This window comes from Paraburkholderia sp. RL17-381-BIF-C, from assembly GCF_046026435.1.
Lineage (GTDB): Bacteria > Pseudomonadota > Gammaproteobacteria > Burkholderiales > Burkholderiaceae > Paraburkholderia.
Genome location: NZ_JARESX010000011.1, coordinates 89,718 through 109,575, shown reverse-complemented (window position 1 = coordinate 109,575; position 19,858 = coordinate 89,718). Strand labels below are relative to the sequence as shown.

The following is a 19,858-nucleotide window of genomic DNA, read 5'->3' as shown; positions in this document are numbered from 1 at the left end:
AATCATGTCCCCTGATGCTTATCTTCAGATGGCCGAGACCGAGGCCGAACATTGGTGGTTCCGCGGTCGGCGCGATGTGGTGCGTTCGGTGTTGAACCGACTTGCGTTGCCGTCGAGCGCCCGTGTGCTCGAAATCGGTTCGGGCACAGGCGGTAACCTCGAAATGCTGGCCGAGTTCGGCAGCGTGAGCGGATTGGAGATGGACGAGACGGCGCGGATGCTGACGGCAAAAAGCACCGGAGCACGTTTCGATGTTCGCGCGGGACGTTGCCCGGACGATGTGCCGTTCGACTGCGAAGTTTTCGACCTGATCTGTTTCTTCGATTGCCTCGAGCACATCGCTGACGACGTCGGCGCGCTTGCGCGTATGCGGGAAACCCTGGCCCCGAGCGGAAAAATCGTCGTGACAGTGCCGGCATACCAATGGTTGTGGGGCGCGCACGACGTCTATCTTCACCACCATAGACGCTACAGTCGAGCGGCCCTTGCCGCGTGCGCCGACGAAGCAGGCTATCGAATCGAACGCATGACTTACTTCAACGCGCTGTTGCTTCCGCTGGCGATTGCCGTGCGCTTGATCGATCGTCTGCTCAAGCACGACCGGGCGAGCGGCGATGCCACGCCAGCCGCGGCTCTAAACATGCTCCTCTATCGGATTTTCAGTGCAGAGCGTCATTGGGTTTCGCGGGGTACATTGCCGTGCGGCGTGTCGCTGCTCGCCGTGCTGACGGCGAAGTGACATCCCCGTGGAAAACAGCGCTGGGTTGATAAGACCGTTCGGCTTCGGTGTATGCGGATCGTCGGCGTGGCGGTCGTGCTGATATTGCACGTTGGTTTTATTAGTCATCACCTGTCGAATAAAGCGAAATCTGGAAAAAATAAGGAAAAGCCGAACGGTAATCTGCGGCTAGATATCTGTCTCGGCTTGTCCGCTTAAACCAGAAGGTGGTCGATTTTTTCAGAATTAAACCAGAAGCTGAATTTAATTTCGACTGACGCGATCTGCGCCTTGAACCGCCCAATCTCGACATCGCGCTCGGCAAGCAGACTATGGGCCACGACCAGCAAGGCCTTCAGCAGTTCGATATCGTCAGGGAGATCGGCGCCGTTCGACATGCGCCATGGTTGACGAGTCCGCCGCGCGGTTTACAACATCGATAGTGCGGAAGTGCGAAGCGGCTGTCGCCAGTCGATACCCTCAAGCAGAATCGACAGTTGCGCAGATCTCAGATGGACCTTACCACCGTCGGCCTTGGGCCATATAAAAAACGGCCTCGCTCAAGCCGCTTCGCGAGCAGCCAGATTCCGTCCTCCGTGGCCCAGAGAATCTTTACCAGATCGCCCCGACGGCCGCGGAAGATGTAGACGTAGCCGCCCAGCGGATTCTCCTCAAGCGCTGTTTGCGCCTTCGCTGCGAACCCCTGAAACCCGCATCGCATATCAGTGACGCCCACAGAGATCCAGATGCGCGTGCCTGCCGGTAGGGAGATCATGAGCGCAGACTATCCAGCACGATCCGCAGCATATCCGCGTCAACCAGGCCGTCCACCAGGCCGTCCACTTTAACCACCGCACGACCGATCCGGATCTCGATCGTGCCGACAGGTGAACAGCATGTTCGCGTCGATGCCATGCTGCCGAGCCAGTTTTGCGATTGATACGCCCGGCACGCGAGCGGTCGCTGCCAGTCGCTCACGAAGCTCCCGGGGGTAATTCGGGCGCCCCGTAGCCTTGAATGTCAGATGCCGATGCGAGTGAATGAGTACTCGCGACCCGGAGCTGCCCTTCGACGCATGGCGGCCGAACGGCCGTTTGCTGGAGTACAACAGACGCTAGATATTCCTGGCGCTTGACCCAAAAACGAGTTCACTGACTACCCGGCCGCCATTGAGTATTCCGCACGGATCAAGCAAGGCTTTCAGCTTGAGCATCAGGTCGACTTCCTCAGGAGACCGGCTCAGATGGAGGAACTCCTGCTTGACTACACCAATGCCGTGCTCGGCGGAAATACATCCGTCGGCGGCTCGCACCCCCTCATAGAGCAGCCGCTCCACCTCCTGCATTGCTCCAGCTTCAGCGTACGGACCCGACAGTAGATGCAGGTTGCCGTCGCCGAGGTGGCCGAAGAACAGATGAGTCTGATCCGGGAAACGCGACGTCAGCGCTTCCCTCATCGTTGTGACGAAGCGGTCCATCGCAATGAGCGGCAAGCCCACGTCGAACGCCGCATGCGGTGCCAGGCGGCCCAGCAATTCGCCGATGGTTTCCCGATACGCCCATAGCTGTCTGGAGTGGTCGAGGGACTGCGCGACGATCACGTCATCGACGATTTCACTTTCGAGCGCATATTCGAGGACTTCTTCGAGCGCTCGTCGCTCGCTTTCTTCCGAGGCGCCCAACGTTTCGACAATCGCGTATACCGGTGAGCGGTTCGCGAAGGGCGCCTTGAGTGCGCCGATCTCCATTGCGGCGCTCATGTAATCGTCCCACATCAATTCGAACGACGACAGCGCCGGTAAACGGCGCCGCAGCTCTTTCAGCAACCGTGTCGCGGCATCGAACGAACCAAGCGCACACAAGGCGGTATTCGACACGGTGGGCTTCGGCTCGAGTTTCAACACGAGCCGGGTGATCACGCCGAGAATGCCTTCGGAGCCGATGAACAGTTGCTTCAGATCGATGCCTGTGGTGTTTTTGGTGACCTTGTTCATCATCGAAAGAACGGTGCCGTCCGCGAGCGCGACTTCCATGCCGAGAATCAGATCGCGCATTACGCCGAAGCGCACGACGCGATTGCCGCCTGCGTTGGTCGCCGCATTGCCGCCGATCTGGCAAGAGCCGCGCGCGCCCAGATCAAGCGGAAAAAACCATCCCTGCGCTTCCACGTGCGTTTGCAATTGCTCGAGCGCGATGCCCGCCTGAACCGTGATCGTGCCGCCTATGCAGTCAAACTCTTGGATCGCATTCATTCTGGCGAGCGAGACCGCCACTTCGCCAGCTTGTGGCGTAGCGCCACCCGCGAGACCGGTCAGGCCGCCTTGCACGACGACCTTCTGGCGGAGCTTCGAGAGTACGCCGAGCGCCTTGGCCACTTCGTCCGGCGTACGCGGCATCAGTACCAGTTCCGGGCGTCGCTTTTCGGCTTCGCTCCAGTCGCCGGCGTGCGCATCCAGCACGCCCGCGTCGAGCGACACGCACTGTTCGCCCAGTTGCTCGATGAGTGTCCGTTGCAGGTCCGTCATATCGTTTGTCTGCTGTGTCATGTATCGATCAACGCTTTTCCGAGGCGCGGCCGATCTGTCCGCCGAAGCGTTTCAAGCCCAATCCGGCAGCCAACGCAATCACGGCAATACCGGTCAGAAAAAGCCCCGGGGCAGCCGCTGAACCCGTCTTGTGCAACAACTGGGTCACAACGAGCGGCGTGATGCCCGTGAAGATGACCGTAGCGAGATTGAGTGACAACGCGATGCCGCTAAAGCGCACGTTGGTCGGAAACAGATCCGCGAGCAGATAGGCATACGAACCGTTGACCAGCCCGCCGACAAAACCGATCACGACGAACGCGAAGACCGGATCGATTTCATGGGCGGCGATCAGCCGGTAGAACGGATAACTGCCGAGCAGCATGAGGATCGAGCCGATGCGATGCCAATGACGCGAGGCCACGCGATCGCCGATCCAGGCAAAGAACAGCAGCGACACCGACATCGTCGCAATGCCGACATTCTGGCCGGCGCTCGCCAGACCCGGCGAGATATGAAGCACCGTGGTCATATACGACGGCAACACCACGAACAGCAGACTGTTCGACGCATTCACGATACCCGCCACGCCGACGCCCACCGCCACCTGCTTCGGATACTCCGTCAGCACGACCCGGAACGGACGCTTGACCTTATGGCTGCGCAAGCGCTGAAATTCCGTCGATTCCTCGAGCGAGGTACGCAACCAGTACGAGACGAGCCCGATCACGCCGCCGAAAATAAATGCGATCCGCCAGCCGAACGACAGCACGGCCTCAGCGCTCAAGCCCGCATGTAGCGCGAGGCTGATCAGCGTCGCCGTCAGCACACCCGAGTTCAGACAGAAGATGACGAGCCCGCTCACGAGACTCGCGCGTTGCGGGATTTCCTCCACCACATAGGTGATCGAACAGGGCAATTCGCCCGCGAGGAAAAAACCTTGCGCGAGGCGCAGCAGAATCAGGAGCGCGGGCGCCATCACGCCGATCGACGTGTACCCGGGGATCAGTCCGATGCCGATAGTCGAAGCCGACATCGCCAGCACGGAAACGAGAAACACCAGCCGCCGCCCGAAGCGGTCGCCGAGACTGCTGAGCACGATGCCGCCGAGCGGCCGCGACACATAGCCAATCGCGAACACGCCGAAGGTACTGATCAAGGAGGCGATCGGGTCCGCGGCCGGAAAGAACTGTCGCGCGATTTCACGGGCAAATACGCCGTAGATGATGAAGTCGTAAATCTCCAGCGAGCCGCCGAGGCTCGCGAGAATGACCGTCTTCCATCGGGTTTGGCGCGTCGGCTCATGCGCCGTCGCTGCCAGTTCTGCTGAGGCCATCGCGTTGTCTCCGTCGATCATTTGTCTTGTGTGCTGCAACGGCTATTGAGCCGGATCCTATTCGACCGGCACGGGCGTCGCCGCGGGTGTGCCGGTTCGCAGCGCTGCCTCCCGTCCGCCGAACGCGTCGACAAGACGCGCCTGATCCGCTTTCGCGAGCCGGTCCACGCCTTCAGGATCGAGCAGTTCCCGCAGACGCCGCTCGAACAGGTCTTTGACACCCGCGTAATCCGGCAACGCCGCGAGGTCGCGCAACTCCTGCGGATCGCGGCGCAGATCGAACAACTCGGGCGGCAAGCCGACGTAGTGATGGTATTTGTAGTCGGCATCCGCGAGCATATAGGCCGCCGTCTCCGAGCCGACGGCATGGTACTCGCTAAACGCAAGCCGCCCGGGTTGATCCGGCGCATTGGCCAGTTTTGCCAGCGACTCGCCGGGGCTGGTGTTGCCGGGTGCCGCGCAACCGGTGCGCTCCAGAATCGTATTCTGGATATCGATCAGCGACACCGGTGTTTCACACACCTTGCCTTTGGGAATACCGGGGCCCGCGACAATCATCGGCACGCCGGTCGACTCGCGGTACATCAGGCATTTGTTCCACATGCCGCGCTTGCCGAGGTTATCGCCATGATCGCTGCTGTAGATGATCGTGGTCGTTTCGTCGAGACCGTTGGATTTCAGCGCTGCGAGAATCTTGCCGACCTGCGCGTCGAGGAACGTGACCAGCGCGAAATAACAGGCCATCGCAAGACGGCGCCGCCCGTCGCTTCCGATGGCGGCGTCATGGTCCATATGGACCGCCTGCCGTTCGACCCACGGGTGCCGCGCATAACCGCTGGACGGATGCAGCAACGGCAGTTCGATGTTGTCGGGATCGTAGAGGTCGAGGAATTCCTGCGGCACCACCAGCGGGAAATGCGGCGCGACGAGGCCCGCGAACAGCACCCAGGGCTTCGAGTTGCCGCGCTGCTCGCCGAGCCATTCGACGGCCGTATCGGCCACGCGCATGTCGAAGCGGTTGTAGTTCGACAGGCCCGGACCGATCTTGTCGTAGAGGGGCGAGCGGCCCATGGTGTGCGGCAGCGGATTGCGCACGGAGCCCCAGACCTGGCCGATCCCATCGAGGATATGCACGGGATGATGCTGACGGCGGAACCCAACGGGCGCTGCGTCGCTCCGGTAATGCAGTTTGCCGATTGAGTCGGTCAACATGCCGCTCGCCGTCAGATATTGCGCCCAGCCCGGCGTGCCGCCGTCGTACGCGATGGCGTTATCCCAGCAGCGGATGTCGTGAACATAGCGCCCTGTCGCAAGGCTCGCACGCGCCGGCACACAGATCGGTGACGGCGTATAGGCGTTGCAAAAGCGCGTGCCGCGCGCAGCGAGCGAATCCAGATTGGGTGTGTGAATGAAGGGGTGGCCGGCACAGCCCATCAAGTTGTGCTGATGTTCGTCCGACAGAATGAACAGTATGTTCGTGGCATTCATGGTGGGTATGTCAGGGCGCGCTGTGAGTGCGGCTGTCTCCTGAGCTTGATGATGGTACGCGGACGCATGACAAGCAATTGACATTTTATCGAATGCGCATAACCATAAGTTATTCGCAATGAGGAGCGCCGTGGACCCGATCGAGCGTTTTTTTCAGGCCGGATTGAAACTGAGCCACCTAAGGCTGCTGACCTTGTTCGACAGTCTTGGCCAAATCCGGCTGGTTGCCGAAACGCTGAATGTGACGCAGCCCGCCATATCGAAACAGCTTGCCGAACTCGAGGCCGGCCTCGGCGTGTCGGTCATGACGCGGGTCGGCAACCGGCTTCAGTTGACGGCCGTCGGCGAGACGCTCACGAAGCGCGCGCGAGAGGTGTTCCATCAACTCGAGCAGGCACGCTACGAAGTGGACGCGCTCACTAGTGGCCTTTCCGGCAAAATTTCAGTGGGTGCGGTCGCCACTGTGCTGCCGGTGTTCGCGCCGGAGTTGATACTTGAGTTGAAGCGGCGCGCGCCACACGTCAATGTTGCGTTGCACGAAGCGACTAGCGACCGGCTCTTTCCCTTGCTCGCGAACGGCTCACTCGATTTCGTGTTGAGCCGCACCGAGCCGGTCGGATTCGGCAAAAGCGATTTTGCGTCGCGCGCGATCATGGACGACCCGATCGTGGTGGTGTGCGGGCGAGATCATCCGCTGGCGAGCCGCAGAAACGTCGTACCGGAAGACCTGGCCGGTTCGCCCTGGATCCTGCCGCCGAAGGAGGCTCCGACGTACCTCGCTTTGCAAAGCTGGCTGGCCCAGTCGGGACTCGCGTTTCCCGATGGCTGCGTGCAGTCTATTTCCTTGCCGACCAACGAGACCATGTTGGCGAACTACCCGTTTCTGGCGTTAATGCCGCTGGCCGTCGCGCGCAAGCGAGCAGGCCGTGCCGGTCTCGCCATCCTCGCCCTGCCTGGCGCGAGCTTTCTTGAGACCGTGCAATTGTTCTATAGCACTTCGTCTGTGAATTCCGTGTTGCCGGCCGCGCTGGAATGCGTCAACGCAGTTCAGGAGCGTCTATGCCGGTCGACAGCTGATTGACGTGAGCCGGTCCAATGGCCCGGAGCGAAAGACGGCTTACGAGTCGATCGCCAAGCCTGAACGGACGCCCGCCGATCGGCCCAATTAGGTCATTCGGTGATCGACAGACCTATGCGCAGAGCCTACGACGCTCCGAATGAAGCGATCAAAGCCGCGCCGTGTCGGGGGTGACGGTAACTCGATCACACCACCATTCAGTCTCCAGGCAAGCAAACTCTATACGACAGAAAGAACCGCAGGATCTCCAGAGCGCCAGACATTGTCGACCGTGTTCCGCGTGATGACCCAGACGTCGCCCTCTCTTGCCAGTTCGACATCGTAGCGGTTCTTCATCAGATAGTGACGAGTGTGATCGTCCCGTGGGACATGCAGGGCTTCCACAAGTGCATCCAGGCGCGCCGTGTCACCGTTGATGGTGACGCCTGGATTTGTCACGGAGTGCGTTGTATCCAGTGTCGCGAGAGAGGCAGTCAAGGCAGCAACGATAACTTCTCTGCCCTCGATGACCGGGTAGTCGAACCCGGCTTTAGCAGCGGCCGGGCGAAAGTCCGATACGGCGTTTTCTGCGAGAGAGGACGATAGAAGATTCCTGTCACGAAGGTCAATGCCAGCGGCGAAGCGGAAGAGGGCATCGACAGCCGCAAGCCTGTCCGCTGCGTCGCTAACAGGTGCGATCAGCCTTCGGATCTCGGCGACGTAGGCGCGCCGCGTATGCGGCGATCGGACGGTGCGTTCTGCCAGGAAGGCCATGACGGCGGCACCGTCATCCGGGACGGCAAAGCTGTTGGTCGCGCGGTCGCGGTTCGCGAACCTGCCCGTCCTTTTCAGCCAGGGATCGTTCCCGAACGACTCCAGCGTTGATGTGGTGGTGACAAATAAAGCATAAGGTGACCGGTAGAACGGCCTTATGCTTTATTTGTCAATCACCTCACGCACCGAAACCCCGCATACACATACTGATAATGCGGCTGAAACCAGTTGCGGAAAGTCGGCCGCAACATGCACTGCGCGGTGCGCGCCGAGCCGCCTTTGATCACAAAATGCTGGCCGTCGAAGAAGTTAGCGGAATAGCCCAGATAAAACGAAAACGCTTCGAACCCGGGCAGGGCGTCGAACACCGTCGAGGTCCACTCCCAGCCATTACCGAATTGACCTTCGACACCGAATGCGCTGACGTTATCCGGATACGCGTCCACCGGTTGCGGGTTCCAACTGCGAAAATCGAAATTACCCGACGCGGCGTGCGGGGCGCCGTGTGCGGCACGCTGCCATTGCGCCTCGGTGGGGAGCGCCTTGCCTGCCCAGCGGGCGTAAGCGCTGGCTTCGGCGTGGCTCACGTACGCGGGCCAGTCGAGCGGCAATGGGACTTCGTCGAACATGGTGCGCAGCATCCACGCGCCGCCTTCGCTATCTTCGCCGTGAGCGCGCCGCGACCAGCAGGCGGGATGCTCGATGTGCTCGGCCTCCCTCCACGCCCAATCCTTTTGCGACCACCATTTCGGCTCGCGATAGCCGCCTGCCTCGATGAACTCGCGAAACGCGCCGTTCGTCACCATGTAGCGATCGATCTCGAAGGCGGGCACGTCGACACGTATTTCGCCGAACTCGTTGTCCCAGCCGAAGCGGCCGCCTTCGCGCGCCATACCGAGCACAGTCGCGCCGGCCGGCACGCTCACCATCGACGACAGCGCGTCCCGTTCTCCGCCGCGCGTCAAGACGGGCTCGCGCAGTTCGGTGACCTTCTGCGCAAGCGGCAACTGATGGAGCATGTACGCCAGCGTCTCGGCGTGCATCAACCGGTGCTCGATGGCGACATTCAGCAATTGCCCGGCGGTCGCGGTTTGGGTGTCGTCGCGGCCGGGTTGCGCGGCGTGCGTCAGCGCATCCAGCTCGCGGTCGATCTGCTCGCGCGCGCGCAAGCCGTAGCCGCGAACGGTGTCGAGCGACGGCCAGTCGCTGGGCTGATCGGTTGGAAAACCGCCATCGACAGGGTCGATGCCGAAGGCAAAAAGCTGGTCGAGCTGCGGATCGAACGCGGGCAGATCGCACAGGCGCTGATCGAGCAGATTACGATCGAAAGCTTCCAGATGGCCGATGTAAAACACGATCCGGTGGCGTTCACGGATCGGGCGTTCATACAAAAACTCGGGTTTGACGATGGAAAACAGTGCGTCGGTGACTTGACGCGCTTCGATCAGACGCTGAACGAGCGGGTGATGCGGGGCGGGGTCGCGATTCATTTCGCCGGGTCTCCTTGCAGGGGACGGACTAAAGACTGTACCCGCTCGCAGGAGCCATGCCAAGACGAAAGCGCGTTAAAAGAAGTGGGCGTGGAGCATCGGCTGGGCTCCTGGCGGCAGGCTAGACCCGCCGCAGACCTTCCAGATCGACGATCCGTATGTGCTTGCCCTGTGTGTCGATCAGGCCGCGCTTTTGAAATCTTGACAGGGTCCGGCTCACGGTTTCAAGCGTCATGCCGAGGTAGCTGCCCATGTCTTCGCGTGTCATGCGCAGATTGAATTCCGCCGACGAATACCCCCGCTGTGCATTGCGCTCTGACACGTCGAGCAGGAATGCGGCGACCCGTTCGTCCGCCGAGAGCGAGCCGAGCACCATCATCTGCGCTGCTTCGCGCACGATCTGCTCCCCGAGCAGTTTGTGCATGCGTTCCTGCATCGAACTGATTTCTCGGCATAGCGACTTGAGTGCGGTGTAGGGCACGATGCACACGGTGCTGTCTTCGAGAGCGACGGCGCTGCAGGCATGCACGTCGTTGCTGATGCCGTCGAGGCCGAGCGCTTCGCCGGCGAGCCGCAGACCCGTGACCTGTTCGCGGCCACCGCGGTGCGCCATGATGGTTTTCATCGAACCGGAACGCACCGCGTAAATATTGTCGAAACGGTCCCCGCTGCGATACAGCGCCTCACCTCGCGGGACGGAGCGCGCGGAGCATATGAGCGTTTCGAGTTTCGCGAGTTCGTCGGGCGACAGGCCGTGAGGCATGCAGAGTTGCCGCATGGCGCAACTCGAACAGCGCGCAGTGGTGCGCGTGCTTGCCCTTGACGACACCGCACGGCGGCTGCCGCGCGTCGGCAATGCGCTAGCGGCGGACGCGGTGGATTCAGCAGTTCCGTCGGAGCGCGTAACAGCAGTAGGAGTGAGCATGTTCTGCAGCCAATGGTCAGGTATAGAAGGATTGTCCCACCGGCCACACTGCCTGCTTCGCGACAAAATGACGCGTTCAGGAAGTTAGGTATCTTGATCGATATCGCTGGCGGCGATTCGATTCTGATGGAACTGCTATAAGCAATGAGCGGTGAGGCCCTGCTCGCGCTCTTGCACGAGGTCGTGCGTTGAAGCTCTGGTGCACGACCAGCGAATACGCCGCGTGCATGGCGCGCCGCTGCATTCAGTCTGCGTCGCCGGTCTTGCCTGCGGCGGATGGAACCAGCAGCACGGGCAAGCTCGCCTGGCGCACGCAGCGTTCGGCGACACTGCCGAGGATCAGGCGCTGAAAGCCGCGCCTTCCGTGCGTGCCCATCACCAGCAGATCGGCTTTGAAATGGGCGGCGGCTTTGAGCACTACCGTTGCCACATCATCGAGCGACGACGCCTCGCCTACCACCAGCTCGCCCTTCACGCCGTGTTCGATCATGGTCCTGGCGAATTCAGCGCCGAGTTCCTTGCCCTCTTCGACGAGACGGTTTCGCAATACGGAGGGATCGTAGCCGGGTGCTTCGAAATAAAGCGGCGTGTTTTCTACGACATAGAACGGCCGCAAGATTGCGCCGTTGGATTTGGCGAGCGCGAGCGCTGCTTCGAACGCACGGCGCGAGGTATTGCTGCCGTCGACCGCTACAAGGATGCGTGTGTACATATCGACTCCGTGTCTCGAGGAATTGAATGCCGCTGCCGTTTCGATTGGCTGGGGCGATTGCCACGTCGATTGGCACTTCATTGCCAACGAAAGCTTAAATGGTCGCTGAAGAACATGCACTCAACCTGGATGTAAATCAAACTCTTGTCAAATTTTGCGTCGAGGTGTCTTGCCGGATAAGCGCCGGACGGCCAGAACCTGTGGCATTCGCCGCACTTCGGACCGCATGGACGTGATCAGACCAGCGCCGGGTTTGCCTTACAATTGGAGCCTACTCAGACAAGCTGCCGCAGCCCGCCGATGAACGAGCGCAAAACGAAGGGTTTGCCCGACAGAATCTACGGCGACATCCTCAACCGCATTGTCGAAGGCGAGTACAAGGAAGGGGAGCGCTTGCCAACCGAGCATGCGTTGGCCGAACGTTTTGCCACATCACGGCCAACGGTGCGCGAGGCGCTGGCGCGCTTGCGGGCCGACGGCATCATCGCGACGCGGCACGGATCGGGGACAACGGTCGCGCGTCGCCCGGACCCCGACGTGCGCCGCTTCGCCCCACTCGAAACGCTGTCCGACATACGCCGCTGCTATGAATTCCGCATCGTCACCGAAGCGGGCGCGGCGGAGCAGGCGGCGCTCAAAGCCGATGCCGACGACATGGCTGCCATCCAGCATGCATGGGACCAGTTGGAGCGGATCATCGAAACGCAGGGTATCGGCGCCCAGGACGACTTCATGTTCCACCTCGCGGTGGCGCGTGCGTCGAAGAACCCGTTTTTCATCACGGTCATGTCGTTCATCGAAGAGCAGATCCTCTTCAGCATGAACCTGTCGCGCAATCTTTCGCTGGTGAAGACGGTAGAGCGGCAGCGACTCGTGCAGGCGGAGCATAAGGCGGTGCTCGAAGCGATCCGCCGCAAGGACGGGCTGGCCGCCGGAAATGCGATGCGAGCGCATCTCGAGAACGCGCTCGACCGAATGTTCGGCTCCTGAGTCTCCCTCGCTCCGTCGCCGAACGGTTGGGCCGAAGCGCCATGGCGCCGGCGCCCGCGGGGCGGAGCGGGCCCGGCAAGGCCCGCCCCGGCAAGGCCCGGCCCGTCCCGGCACCGCCCCGCCCCGTCCCGTCCCGGCACGGCACGGCACGGCACGGCCCCGCCAGCTGCGGCGAAATAGCGGTGCAGCAACTGCGGTGCAGCAGCTAGGCAGCAACGGCGATCGGTCCGAATAACGCGGTACGGGTCTTCGGACTCACCGCGATATCCAGCGCCACGGCCCGCTCCACGCCGATCTGCAACGGCGACCCAAGCCGGCTGATTTCGATCCCGGTCTTGCGCAGCAACCGCTCGATCGGCGTCGTGGTGACCGTGACATAACGCGTAATGCCCATCTGGTCGGCGAATGTCACCAGTTCGTGAATCGCCTGCATGGTGACGTCCGCAAAGCCAAACGATTGCTCCTCGCCGCCGGTTTCGATCGCGAACCGGCTCAATTCCCAGATATGCCGCCCAACCGGCGCCGCCGCGCCGTGGAGCAATTGCGGGAAAGTGTCCTTCAGCATATTCGGCCCTTCGGTCGGCATCAGGCGCCAACAGCCGCGCACCTTCCTGTTGTCGCCCTGGATCAGCATGTAATGCGGCCCGAGCGCGTCATAGCCGTCGATTTCCATGCCGGCGATAGTCGGGATATCCCACCCGAGCCGCCCGTGAAATACCCGGGCGCGCAGCCGGTACATCTCGTTGATGTCCTCGTTGTCGAATTCCTGACGCATTCCAATCCGGATTGCTGTTTGCATGACGTTCTCCTGAACGTGTTGGGGTACCCAATACGCAAGAAAACTTATGCATTTTGAATCGTTCCGCCACCTACCTACCTGGATAGGTGTGCATGCTTATCGGGTAAAGCAGAATTCGAGACAAGCACTTGCCCTCAACCGACAGGACACGAAAATGGAACTTCTCGAAAATCATTGGCAGCCGCAAACCGGCCTTCAAACGCGCCCGGCAGAGCCTTCCACGGCAGTTGACCGGGTTCTGATCATTGCTTACCGCAAAAAGAAAAAAGAGAGTCAGCGGCGTTTCTGGGCCCGCTTCGGTGTGACGCAGTCGCGTGGCAGCCGTTTCGAGTCGGGTGCTGAAATCCCGGCGCCGGTCGCCATCCTGCTCGGCCTGTATTTCACCAAAACTGTGTCCGACGCCGATCTGGGTCGCGCCGAGCGCGTGCTCTACAGCCGCGACGCCGCCTTGCTCAACCCGGGTCAATAAGCCCGAGCTGGGCTGCGATTACGGCCGCCGCGCGCCGCGAATTCACACCGAACTTCGTTCTGATGTTCTTCATGTGGAAGTTCACCACGGCTTCCGAACAGTTCAGGATGTGGGATATTTCCCACGTGGATTTGCCGCGTGCGGTCCATTTCAGGCATTCGCGTTCACGCGGCGTCAATTTGGGCAATAAGGTCTGGGCGTGCGTATTCAAATGCCGCTGGCTGGTATCAATGACGAGATCACGCAGCAGTACGAGATTCGGCAATGCCAGGTTGATATGACGCCAGAACTCGTCGTTGGGATTGCTGTCATTGACGAAGCAAATCATGCCGGCTTCCTGGTTCGGTCCATGAATCGGCAATGTCACGCCGGCGCGCAGTCCGTGCGCACGCGCTTCCTCGTACATGGAAAGCTGCGGCGCGGTCGTGAAAATATCCGGTGACCAGATCAGCGGCGCCGCGCGTGTCGCGCAATGCGACACGGTCGGATCGATATGGACCAGTCCCTGCTCGTCATATGTACGGCGCCATACGGGCGCGTACGTGCTACGCACATAGGCGTCTTCGAGGCGGATCGTCGGGCGCGGCAGCATGGCGATCAGCAGCTTGTCGAACCCCCACGTCTCCGCAAGACCCGAGATTGCACCGAACCATTCCGCTTCGTCGGCGGCGTTCAGTAGCGGTGCCATCTCCTCGATAAAATGTAGCGGCAATTTTTACTCTCTCAGGCTCGCAAACATCCCGTTGCGGTTAATTGCGGTCGGCATTCCGTCCGGTGGTTTTTTATCTGCACAATCTATCACTAAAATTTAATTTGCAAAGCCGGAATGATTTCTAACAAAAAGGTTAAGGCCGCACTTTGGCGATCAGTGAGTTGCCTGTTTTGCCGCGATTTTATGCGCTAATTAACATTTGCCGGCTGTTAATGGCGCTAAATGTCTCGCAACAGCGTTTTGATGCCAATCGTTGGCAACTTTATTGTGAAACGATTCTAATTGGCGATCCTTGCCAAAATATCAGTCATAATCGCACTAATTGCCGAAATCGACCGGCATTGCCAGCCGATTGCCGCAGCATGCGCACCGCACGGCTCTATTGTCATACAAAAGCGAGGCGGAGTAATCTGCGATCTTCGCCGACAATACCGACAATTCGCGAGGCTCGCGTTGGAGCACGAATTCGCGCAAGCCAACCCCTACTTGAACCGCCAGCATGACCGACAACAGCCGACGCTATCCCGATCCTTCCATCTGTCAGTTCGATCCGCGCTTCAAGCCGCTGATTCTCGCTTCCGCCTCCGTCGAGTGTTTGTATCAAGGCGCGCGCTGGTCCGAGGGGCCGGTCTGGTTCGGCGACGGACGTTATCTGCTGTGGAGCGACATTCCGAACGACCGGATCCTGCGATGGGACGAACCGAGCGGCACGGTGTCGACGTTTCGCCAGTCGTCGAACAACGCCAATGGGCATACGCGCGACCGGCAGGGCCGCCTCGTCAGTTGCGAACATCTGACGCGCCGCGTCACGCGCACGGAATACGACGGCTCGATCACCGTGCTCGCCGATCGTTATCGCGGCAAGCGCTTCAATTCGCCGAACGACGTGATCGTGAAATCGGACGGGTCGATCTGGTTCAGCGATCCGACCTTCGGTATCGACGGTTTCTACGAGGGTGAGCGGCAGGAGTCCGAACTGCCGGCATGCGTGTACCGGGTCGACGGCCAAACCGGCGAAGTCTCCATGGTTGCCGACGACGTGTTGGGACCCAATGGCCTCGCGTTTTCGCCGGACGAGTCGGTCCTGTACATCGTCGAATCGCGCGGCGAGCCGCGCAAGATCCGCGCGTTCGACGTGGAAGGCGCCGGCACCGGCACCACGCTGACGAACAACCGGGTGTTGATCGACGCGGGTCCGGGTACGCCGGACGGCTTTCGCGTCGATATTCACGGCAATTTGTGGTGCGGCTGGGGCATGGGCACGGACGAACTCGACGGCGTACGCGTCTTCACACCGCAAGGCGAGCCGCTCGGCCATATCGCGTTGCCTGAACGTTGCGCGAACGTGTGTTTCGGCGGGCGACATCGCAACCGTCTGTTCATGGCGGCAAGCCACGGGCTTTATTCGCTGTATGTGAATACGCAAGGTGTGCAAGGCGGCTAGTTGTCTGGCAAGTTGTCGTCAGATTTCATGAATGGCTCCGGGTTTGCCCTTGGATGCCGCGCGCAAACCATTGAACGGCAAGGATTCAGCACCAGAACTGTTATTTTCGGCAGCCGGAAGCTGCCGCGAGCATTTGCTTGACATCAGCTGTCCCGCTTCGCTATGTTCCATTGGTAGAAAGACACCGTCCGCAGCGCAACCGATCGGCGGACTTACATACCAAGAAGCGAGGAGACGCAATGACTGTTTCAGACAGGTTGGCGCTCAGGCTGGTGTCCGTATGTCTCGCGGCGAGCGCCGCTTTCGCATCCGCCGCGCACGCGGCCGATCCGGTCACGCTCAATATCGTCGACGTGGCCGGCGACCTTCAACTCACGCAAAAGGGCTTCGAGGCCTTCAAGGCGAAGTATCCGAACCTCGTCGCTAATCTCACCTTCACGAACGCGCCCGCTCCACAACTGCCCGGCAAGATCAAGGCGATGCAGGCCGCGGGCCGCTCCGATATCGATCTCGTGCTGACCGGCACCGACGCGCTCGCCGCCGGCATCGAACAGTCTCTGTGGATGAAGCTGCTGCCCGACAACGCAGCGGCGTTCCCCGGCGTGCTCGACAAATACGCGCCGGGCCCGCGCAAGATGCAGGATCTCGCGCAGGGTTTCGGCCTCGAGGTCGCCTATATGCCGGCCGGTCCGCTGCTCGAGTACAACCCCGCCAAAGTCAGCGATCCGCCGAAAACGCCTGAGCAATTGCTGCAATGGTGCAAGGCGCATCCGGACAAGCTGATCTACGCACGGCCGGCGAATTCCGGTCCCGGCCGCACGTTTCTGATGGGCTTGCCCTACGTGCTCGGTGACAAGGATCCGCAGGATCCGATTCACGGCTGGGACAAGACGTGGGCCTTCCTCAAGCAACTGAACGATTGCATTCCTTACTACCCGGGCGGCACGTCGGCAGTGATGAAGGAACTTGGCGAGGGCACGCGCGACATGACCGTGACGGTCACAGGCTGGGACATCAATCCGCGCGCGCTCGGCATCGTGCCGGCCGAATTCCGCGTGCAGGCGTTCGACAACATGACGTGGGTGAACGACGCGCATTACATGGTGATTCCGAAAGGCGTGCCGAAGGAAAAGCTCGACGTGCTCTACAAACTGATGAATTTCATGCTCGAGCCGGCGCAGCAGGCCATGACCTACGACGACGGTTATTTCTATCCTGGTCCCGCGATCAAGGGCGTGAGCGTCGAGCAGGCGCCCGCGCACAGCCAGGACGTGCTGAAGAAATACGGCCGGCCGGAATACGCGAAGCTACTCGCCGAGCGTCCGCATGCATTGCCGCTCAATGCCGCCGCGATGGTCGCAGCATTCAAGAAATGGGACACCGAGGTCGGCGCGCAGAAGACCAAATAGTCTGCGCGTCTGGCCATGCATGGCGTTGCGGTCCACGCGTGGTGCGTGACACGACGCGCCACGCGCATCAGGAAACCGCCATGAAGCATCACTTTGAGCAGTTGCGGCTCGATTCGGTGAGCCGCAGTTTCACAAATGCGGAAGGCCAGGCGGTTGCGGCGTTGCGCGGACTCGACCTGACGATCCGGCGCGGCGAGTTCATCGCGTTACTCGGGCCTTCGGGTTGTGGCAAATCGACGGCGCTTAATTGCATCGCCGGATTGCAGCCGTTGAGCGGCGGCGGCATCTGGCTCGACGACAAACGCATCGACGTGCTGCCGCCGGAGAAGCGCGGCTTCGGCATGGTGTTTCAGAACTACGCGCTATTTCCGCATATGAGCGTGCTGGACAATGTCGGCTTCGGTCTGAAAATGCGCGGCGCCGGCAAGAGCGACGCCATGCGCCGCGCGCGCGAAGCGTTGCAGCTCGTGCAACTGGTCGGACATGAACGCAAGCTGCCCGGACAACTTTCCGGTGGCCAGCAGCAGCGTGTGGCGATTGCGCGCGCAATCGTGATCGAGCCGCCGCTGATCCTGATGGACGAACCGCTATCGAACCTCGATACCAGACTGCGGATCGAAATGCGCGCGGAGATTCGCCGCATTCATAGCCAGCTCGAACGCGCGACGCTCTACGTAACCCACGATCAGGACGAAGCGCTTTCCATGGCCGACCGCATTGTCGTGATGAAGGAGGGTGTGGTGCAACAGGTGGCCACGCCGAAAGAGGTCTATACGCGGCCACAGAATCTGCATGTCGCACGTTTCATGGGCTATCGCAACGTGGCCGAATTCGAACTCGAAGGCATGCAGGGCGAAGGCGTGCTGGTGAGTGCAAACGGTGTACGTTTGATCGGCATGCCAATGGCCGGTTTCAACAGCAAACGCGTGAGTGTCGCGCTGCGTCCCGAAGATATGGAACGCGCCGCGCCCGGCGCGGACAATGCCTTCGACGCGCTGGTGACTACCGTCGAATACGGTGGCCGCGATTCGTTGCTGCGGGTGAAGACCGCTTTCGGTGATATCTGGGCGCGCGTGGGCGGAGAATTCGCGGAGGGCGAGCGCATCAGCCTGCGTGTGCCGCCCTCGCGCACGCTAGTCTACGAGGCAGAGGCCGCATGAACACGCCCACGCTGTCGCCGCCGCTCGCGCCGCGCGACGCCAAGGCGTGGCTCGTCGCGCCGGCGTTGATCTTCATTGTCGCGTTGTTCATCTATCCGTTCGCGTATGGTCTGGTGCTGTCGTTCCGGCCGATGAACGGCGGTGGCCTCTGGGCCAACTATCTGGCGTTCTTCACCGACACGTCGATGTGGCCGACCATTCTCGTCACGCTCAAGCTCGCGGTGCCCGCCACGCTCATCAACGTGGGCGTCTCGGTGCCGGTGGCGTTCGCACTGCGGCGCTACTCGCGCTATCAGAAGCTGGTCACGACGCTGCTGGTGATTCCCGTGACTCTGGGCACGGTGTTGATCGCGGATGGCATGCTCACGTACTTCGGCCCGAACGGCTGGTTTCCGCAGGCGCTGCAGGGTCTGCATCTCTATACGCGCGAAGTGCGCCTCACGCATAACTTCTGGGGCGTGCTGATCTCGCTGATCGTGTCGGGTTTTCCGTTCGCGTTTCTGCTGACGCTCTCGTACGTGACCGGCATCGACCCGACGCTCGCTAGCGCGGCGGCGACGCTCGGCGCCAGTCCGTGGCAGCAGTTTCGCCGCATCTATCTGCCGCTGCTCGTGCCGGGGTTGACGATGGCGGCGTGTCTGTCGTTCGTGCAGGCGTTTTCGGTGTTTCCTTCGGCGGTGCTGCTCGGCGCGCCCGCCGGCCCGACCCGAGTCATGTCGATCGCCGCCGCCGAGGCTGCCTTCGAAAGCTACGATTATTCACTGGCCTCCGCGATCGCGATGGTGATGGGCTTCGTGCAACTCGTGGTGGTTGCCGCGATGCTCGGCGCGCGCCGCTTCTTCTACAGCGGTCCGGTGACGGGAGGCAAAGGCTGATGACGACCGAGCATCGCGCGGCGCCGCGTTCGTGGCCGGCGTCGGCTTCGAAAGATCACGACGACGGCGCGCACGAGCCGGATAAGCGTACCGGCCACAGCCGGCAGCGCACCAGCGTGCCGGGCCGCGTCTGGCGCGTGCTCGTATGGGGCGCGATGGTGTTCTTCCTCCTCAACGTGGTGCTGCTCATCGCGACCGTGGCGGTCAATTCGGTGGCGACGCGCTGGTTCGGCACCCTGTTGCCGCAAGGCTTCACGTTGCATTGGTATGCGCAGGCGTGGAGCGATTTTCAACTGGCGAGCGTGTTGTGGGTGACAGTAGAAGTGGTGGGCGCAGTCGTGCTGTTGTCGGTTCTGCTCGGCATGCCGGCGGCCTATGCGCTTGCCCGCGTGCAATTTCCCGGCAAGCGCCTCGCGATGCTGATCTTCCTGTTGCCGTTGATGGTGCCGCCCGTCACGTATGGCATTCCGATGGCGACAGTCATGTACAAGGTCGGCCTTGCCGGCACGCTGAGCGGCGTGATCCTGGCGAACCTCGTGCCCGCATTGCCGTTCGTCATTCTCGTGATGACACCGTTCATCGAACAGATCGATCCCAATCTCGAAGCGGCGGCGCGCATTTTCGGCGCCAACACGTTCCGCTATTTTCGCTACGTGCTGCTGCCGCTGCTCGTGCCCGGCATGCTGGCGGCCGGCTTGCTGGTGCTCGTGCGGACCATCGGCATGTTCGAGCTGACATTTTTCACCGCGGGACCCGCGACGCAAACGCTCGTGGTCGCGCTGTACTACGCTGTATTTTCGACCGGCGTGCGCGCGCCGCAGTCGATCGATGCGATGGCGATGATTTACATGGCGATCACGCTGATCTGGGTGCTGATCGCCCTGCAATTCGTGAGCCCGACGCAAATCGTGTCGCGCGTGAAGGAACAGAAGCGCTGAAGCAGACCCGGAAAAACAGGCGAAAGAAATCGTGGAGC

Annotated in this window: 22 protein-coding genes; 9 read left to right on the top strand and 13 right to left on the bottom strand. The window is 61.2% G+C overall.

Annotated elements, in window-relative coordinates:
* The first annotated feature begins 4 nt into the window (after nt 1–4).
* On the top strand, nt 5–739 hold the full coding sequence (locus tag P0D70_RS10115; protein WP_408184332.1) for a class I SAM-dependent methyltransferase: 735 nt from the start codon (nt 5–7) through the stop codon (nt 737–739).
* Nucleotides 740–933: 194 nt separating this feature from the next.
* Here P0D70_RS10115 and P0D70_RS10110 read toward each other — a convergent pair whose 3' ends face one another.
* From P0D70_RS10110 to P0D70_RS10085, 6 genes are all read right to left on the bottom strand, one after another.
* Nucleotides 934–1,116 carry a hypothetical protein gene (locus P0D70_RS10110; RefSeq protein WP_408184331.1) on the bottom strand — a complete coding sequence of 61 codons (183 nt, stop codon included), beginning with the start codon at nt 1,114–1,116 and terminating at the stop codon, nt 934–936.
* 110 nt (nt 1,117–1,226) lie between these two features.
* Nucleotides 1,227–1,493, bottom strand: a complete 267-nt coding sequence (tnpB, locus tag P0D70_RS10105; protein ID WP_459252444.1) for an IS66 family insertion sequence element accessory protein TnpB — start codon at nt 1,491–1,493, stop codon at nt 1,227–1,229.
* A 69-nt stretch (nt 1,494–1,562) separates the two neighbouring features.
* Nucleotides 1,563–1,670 (bottom strand): hypothetical protein, encoded by a 108-nt coding sequence (locus P0D70_RS10100; protein WP_408184354.1) that lies wholly within the window; start codon nt 1,668–1,670, stop codon nt 1,563–1,565.
* 162 nt (nt 1,671–1,832) lie between these two features.
* Nucleotides 1,833–3,263: an FAD-binding oxidoreductase gene (locus P0D70_RS10095; RefSeq protein ID WP_408184330.1), complete on the bottom strand. Its 1,431-nt coding sequence runs from the start codon at nt 3,261–3,263 to the stop codon at nt 1,833–1,835.
* A gap of 7 nt (nt 3,264–3,270) precedes the next feature.
* Nucleotides 3,271–4,578, bottom strand: coding sequence for an MFS transporter (locus tag P0D70_RS10090; protein WP_408184329.1), 1,308 nt, complete (start codon nt 4,576–4,578; stop codon nt 3,271–3,273).
* A 57-nt stretch (nt 4,579–4,635) separates the two neighbouring features.
* On the bottom strand, nt 4,636–6,066 hold the full coding sequence (locus tag P0D70_RS10085; protein WP_408184328.1) for a sulfatase family protein: 1,431 nt from the start codon (nt 6,064–6,066) through the stop codon (nt 4,636–4,638).
* 130 nt (nt 6,067–6,196) lie between these two features.
* Here P0D70_RS10085 and P0D70_RS10080 point away from each other — a divergent pair, with 130 nt between their 5' ends.
* Entirely contained in the window at nt 6,197–7,147 is a 951-nt protein-coding gene (locus tag P0D70_RS10080) for a LysR family transcriptional regulator (protein WP_408184327.1), read from the top strand.
* 216 nt (nt 7,148–7,363) lie between these two features.
* On the opposite strand, the gene P0D70_RS10075 is transcribed toward P0D70_RS10080, so the two are convergent.
* The 4 genes from P0D70_RS10075 to P0D70_RS10060 all read right to left on the bottom strand — a co-directional run bounded on the left by P0D70_RS10075 (nt 7,364) and on the right by P0D70_RS10060 (nt 11,024).
* Complete coding sequence (locus P0D70_RS10075) at nt 7,364–7,897, bottom strand: nuclear transport factor 2 family protein (protein WP_408184326.1); 534 nt, start codon at nt 7,895–7,897, stop codon at nt 7,364–7,366.
* Nucleotides 7,898–8,070: 173 nt separating this feature from the next.
* The gene (locus P0D70_RS10070) at nt 8,071–9,387 is read right to left on the bottom strand and encodes an SUMF1/EgtB/PvdO family nonheme iron enzyme (RefSeq protein WP_408184325.1); all 1,317 of its coding nucleotides are present in this window, start codon (nt 9,385–9,387) and stop codon (nt 8,071–8,073) included.
* A gap of 121 nt (nt 9,388–9,508) precedes the next feature.
* Nucleotides 9,509–10,312 carry a helix-turn-helix domain-containing protein gene (locus tag P0D70_RS10065; protein WP_408184324.1) on the bottom strand — a complete coding sequence of 268 codons (804 nt, stop codon included), beginning with the start codon at nt 10,310–10,312 and terminating at the stop codon, nt 9,509–9,511.
* Nucleotides 10,313–10,556: 244 nt separating this feature from the next.
* Nucleotides 10,557–11,024: a universal stress protein gene (locus tag P0D70_RS10060; protein ID WP_408184323.1), complete on the bottom strand. Its 468-nt coding sequence runs from the start codon at nt 11,022–11,024 to the stop codon at nt 10,557–10,559.
* A 300-nt stretch (nt 11,025–11,324) separates the two neighbouring features.
* Between P0D70_RS10060 and P0D70_RS10055 the strand changes: the two genes are divergently transcribed.
* On the top strand, nt 11,325–12,014 hold the full coding sequence (locus tag P0D70_RS10055; RefSeq protein WP_091806624.1) for a FadR/GntR family transcriptional regulator: 690 nt from the start codon (nt 11,325–11,327) through the stop codon (nt 12,012–12,014).
* Nucleotides 12,015–12,219: 205 nt separating this feature from the next.
* Here the strand turns inward: P0D70_RS10055 and P0D70_RS10050 are convergent, their stop codons facing one another.
* Nucleotides 12,220–12,813: an acyl-homoserine-lactone synthase gene (locus P0D70_RS10050; RefSeq protein ID WP_408184322.1), complete on the bottom strand. Its 594-nt coding sequence runs from the start codon at nt 12,811–12,813 to the stop codon at nt 12,220–12,222.
* Nucleotides 12,814–12,967: 154 nt separating this feature from the next.
* On the opposite strand from P0D70_RS10050, the gene P0D70_RS10045 reads away from it, so the two are divergent.
* Nucleotides 12,968–13,282: a helix-turn-helix domain-containing protein gene (locus P0D70_RS10045; RefSeq protein ID WP_091806631.1), complete on the top strand. Its 315-nt coding sequence runs from the start codon at nt 12,968–12,970 to the stop codon at nt 13,280–13,282.
* Here the strand turns inward: P0D70_RS10045 and P0D70_RS10040 are convergent.
* The gene (locus P0D70_RS10040; protein ID WP_408184321.1) at nt 13,266–13,970 is read right to left on the bottom strand and encodes a helix-turn-helix transcriptional regulator; all 705 of its coding nucleotides are present in this window, start codon (nt 13,968–13,970) and stop codon (nt 13,266–13,268) included. The genes P0D70_RS10045 and P0D70_RS10040 overlap by 17 nt on opposite strands.
* A gap of 523 nt (nt 13,971–14,493) precedes the next feature.
* On the opposite strand from P0D70_RS10040, the gene P0D70_RS10035 reads away from it, so the two are divergent.
* Nucleotides 14,494–15,438: an SMP-30/gluconolactonase/LRE family protein gene (locus P0D70_RS10035; protein WP_408184320.1), complete on the top strand. Its 945-nt coding sequence runs from the start codon at nt 14,494–14,496 to the stop codon at nt 15,436–15,438.
* A gap of 18 nt (nt 15,439–15,456) precedes the next feature.
* On the opposite strand, the gene P0D70_RS10030 is transcribed toward P0D70_RS10035, so the two are convergent.
* Nucleotides 15,457–15,609 (bottom strand): hypothetical protein, encoded by a 153-nt coding sequence (locus tag P0D70_RS10030; protein ID WP_408184319.1) that lies wholly within the window; start codon nt 15,607–15,609, stop codon nt 15,457–15,459.
* 68 nt (nt 15,610–15,677) lie between these two features.
* Between P0D70_RS10030 and P0D70_RS10025 the strand changes: the two genes are divergently transcribed.
* The 4 genes from P0D70_RS10025 (at nt 15,678) to P0D70_RS10010 (ending at nt 19,820) form a co-directional block, all read left to right on the top strand.
* Entirely contained in the window at nt 15,678–16,847 is a 1,170-nt protein-coding gene (locus tag P0D70_RS10025; RefSeq protein ID WP_091806641.1) for an extracellular solute-binding protein, read from the top strand.
* An 80-nt stretch (nt 16,848–16,927) separates the two neighbouring features.
* On the top strand, nt 16,928–18,007 hold the full coding sequence (locus P0D70_RS10020; protein ID WP_408184318.1) for an ABC transporter ATP-binding protein: 1,080 nt from the start codon (nt 16,928–16,930) through the stop codon (nt 18,005–18,007).
* Nucleotides 18,004–18,882 carry an ABC transporter permease gene (locus P0D70_RS10015; RefSeq protein WP_408184317.1) on the top strand — a complete coding sequence of 293 codons (879 nt, stop codon included), beginning with the start codon at nt 18,004–18,006 and terminating at the stop codon, nt 18,880–18,882. The genes P0D70_RS10020 and P0D70_RS10015 overlap by 4 nt, the downstream gene beginning before the upstream one ends.
* Nucleotides 18,882–19,820, top strand: a complete 939-nt coding sequence (locus tag P0D70_RS10010; RefSeq protein WP_091806647.1) for an ABC transporter permease — start codon at nt 18,882–18,884, stop codon at nt 19,818–19,820. Before P0D70_RS10015 ends, P0D70_RS10010 begins: the two co-directional genes overlap by 1 nt.
* The last annotated feature ends 38 nt before the right edge of the window (nt 19,821–19,858 follow it).

Excerpts from the sequence above, each read along its gene's own strand:
- P0D70_RS10115 (WP_408184332.1), top strand. The coding sequence starts at position 5 with ATGTCCCCTGATGCTTATCTTCAGATGGCCGAGACCGAGGCCGAACAT.
- P0D70_RS10110 (WP_408184331.1), bottom strand. The coding sequence starts at position 1,116 with ATGTCGAACGGCGCCGATCTCCCTGACGATATCGAACTGCTGAAGGCC.
- tnpB (WP_459252444.1), bottom strand. The coding sequence starts at position 1,493 with ATGATCTCCCTACCGGCAGGCACGCGCATCTGGATCTCTGTGGGCGTC.
- P0D70_RS10095 (WP_408184330.1), bottom strand. The coding sequence starts at position 3,263 with ATGACACAGCAGACAAACGATATGACGGACCTGCAACGGACACTCATC.
- P0D70_RS10090 (WP_408184329.1), bottom strand. The coding sequence starts at position 4,578 with ATGGCCTCAGCAGAACTGGCAGCGACGGCGCATGAGCCGACGCGCCAA.
- P0D70_RS10085 (WP_408184328.1), bottom strand. The coding sequence starts at position 6,066 with ATGAATGCCACGAACATACTGTTCATTCTGTCGGACGAACATCAGCAC.
- P0D70_RS10075 (WP_408184326.1), bottom strand. The coding sequence starts at position 7,897 with ATGGCCTTCCTGGCAGAACGCACCGTCCGATCGCCGCATACGCGGCGC.
- P0D70_RS10070 (WP_408184325.1), bottom strand. The coding sequence starts at position 9,387 with ATGAATCGCGACCCCGCCCCGCATCACCCGCTCGTTCAGCGTCTGATC.
- P0D70_RS10065 (WP_408184324.1), bottom strand. The coding sequence starts at position 10,312 with ATGCTCACTCCTACTGCTGTTACGCGCTCCGACGGAACTGCTGAATCC.
- P0D70_RS10060 (WP_408184323.1), bottom strand. The coding sequence starts at position 11,024 with ATGTACACACGCATCCTTGTAGCGGTCGACGGCAGCAATACCTCGCGC.
- P0D70_RS10055 (WP_091806624.1), top strand. The coding sequence starts at position 11,325 with ATGAACGAGCGCAAAACGAAGGGTTTGCCCGACAGAATCTACGGCGAC.
- P0D70_RS10050 (WP_408184322.1), bottom strand. The coding sequence starts at position 12,813 with ATGCAAACAGCAATCCGGATTGGAATGCGTCAGGAATTCGACAACGAG.
- P0D70_RS10045 (WP_091806631.1), top strand. The coding sequence starts at position 12,968 with ATGGAACTTCTCGAAAATCATTGGCAGCCGCAAACCGGCCTTCAAACG.
- P0D70_RS10040 (WP_408184321.1), bottom strand. The coding sequence starts at position 13,970 with ATGGCACCGCTACTGAACGCCGCCGACGAAGCGGAATGGTTCGGTGCA.
- P0D70_RS10035 (WP_408184320.1), top strand. The coding sequence starts at position 14,494 with ATGACCGACAACAGCCGACGCTATCCCGATCCTTCCATCTGTCAGTTC.
- P0D70_RS10030 (WP_408184319.1), bottom strand. The coding sequence starts at position 15,609 with ATGGAACATAGCGAAGCGGGACAGCTGATGTCAAGCAAATGCTCGCGG.
- P0D70_RS10025 (WP_091806641.1), top strand. The coding sequence starts at position 15,678 with ATGACTGTTTCAGACAGGTTGGCGCTCAGGCTGGTGTCCGTATGTCTC.
- P0D70_RS10020 (WP_408184318.1), top strand. The coding sequence starts at position 16,928 with ATGAAGCATCACTTTGAGCAGTTGCGGCTCGATTCGGTGAGCCGCAGT.
- P0D70_RS10015 (WP_408184317.1), top strand. The coding sequence starts at position 18,004 with ATGAACACGCCCACGCTGTCGCCGCCGCTCGCGCCGCGCGACGCCAAG.
- P0D70_RS10010 (WP_091806647.1), top strand. The coding sequence starts at position 18,882 with ATGACGACCGAGCATCGCGCGGCGCCGCGTTCGTGGCCGGCGTCGGCT.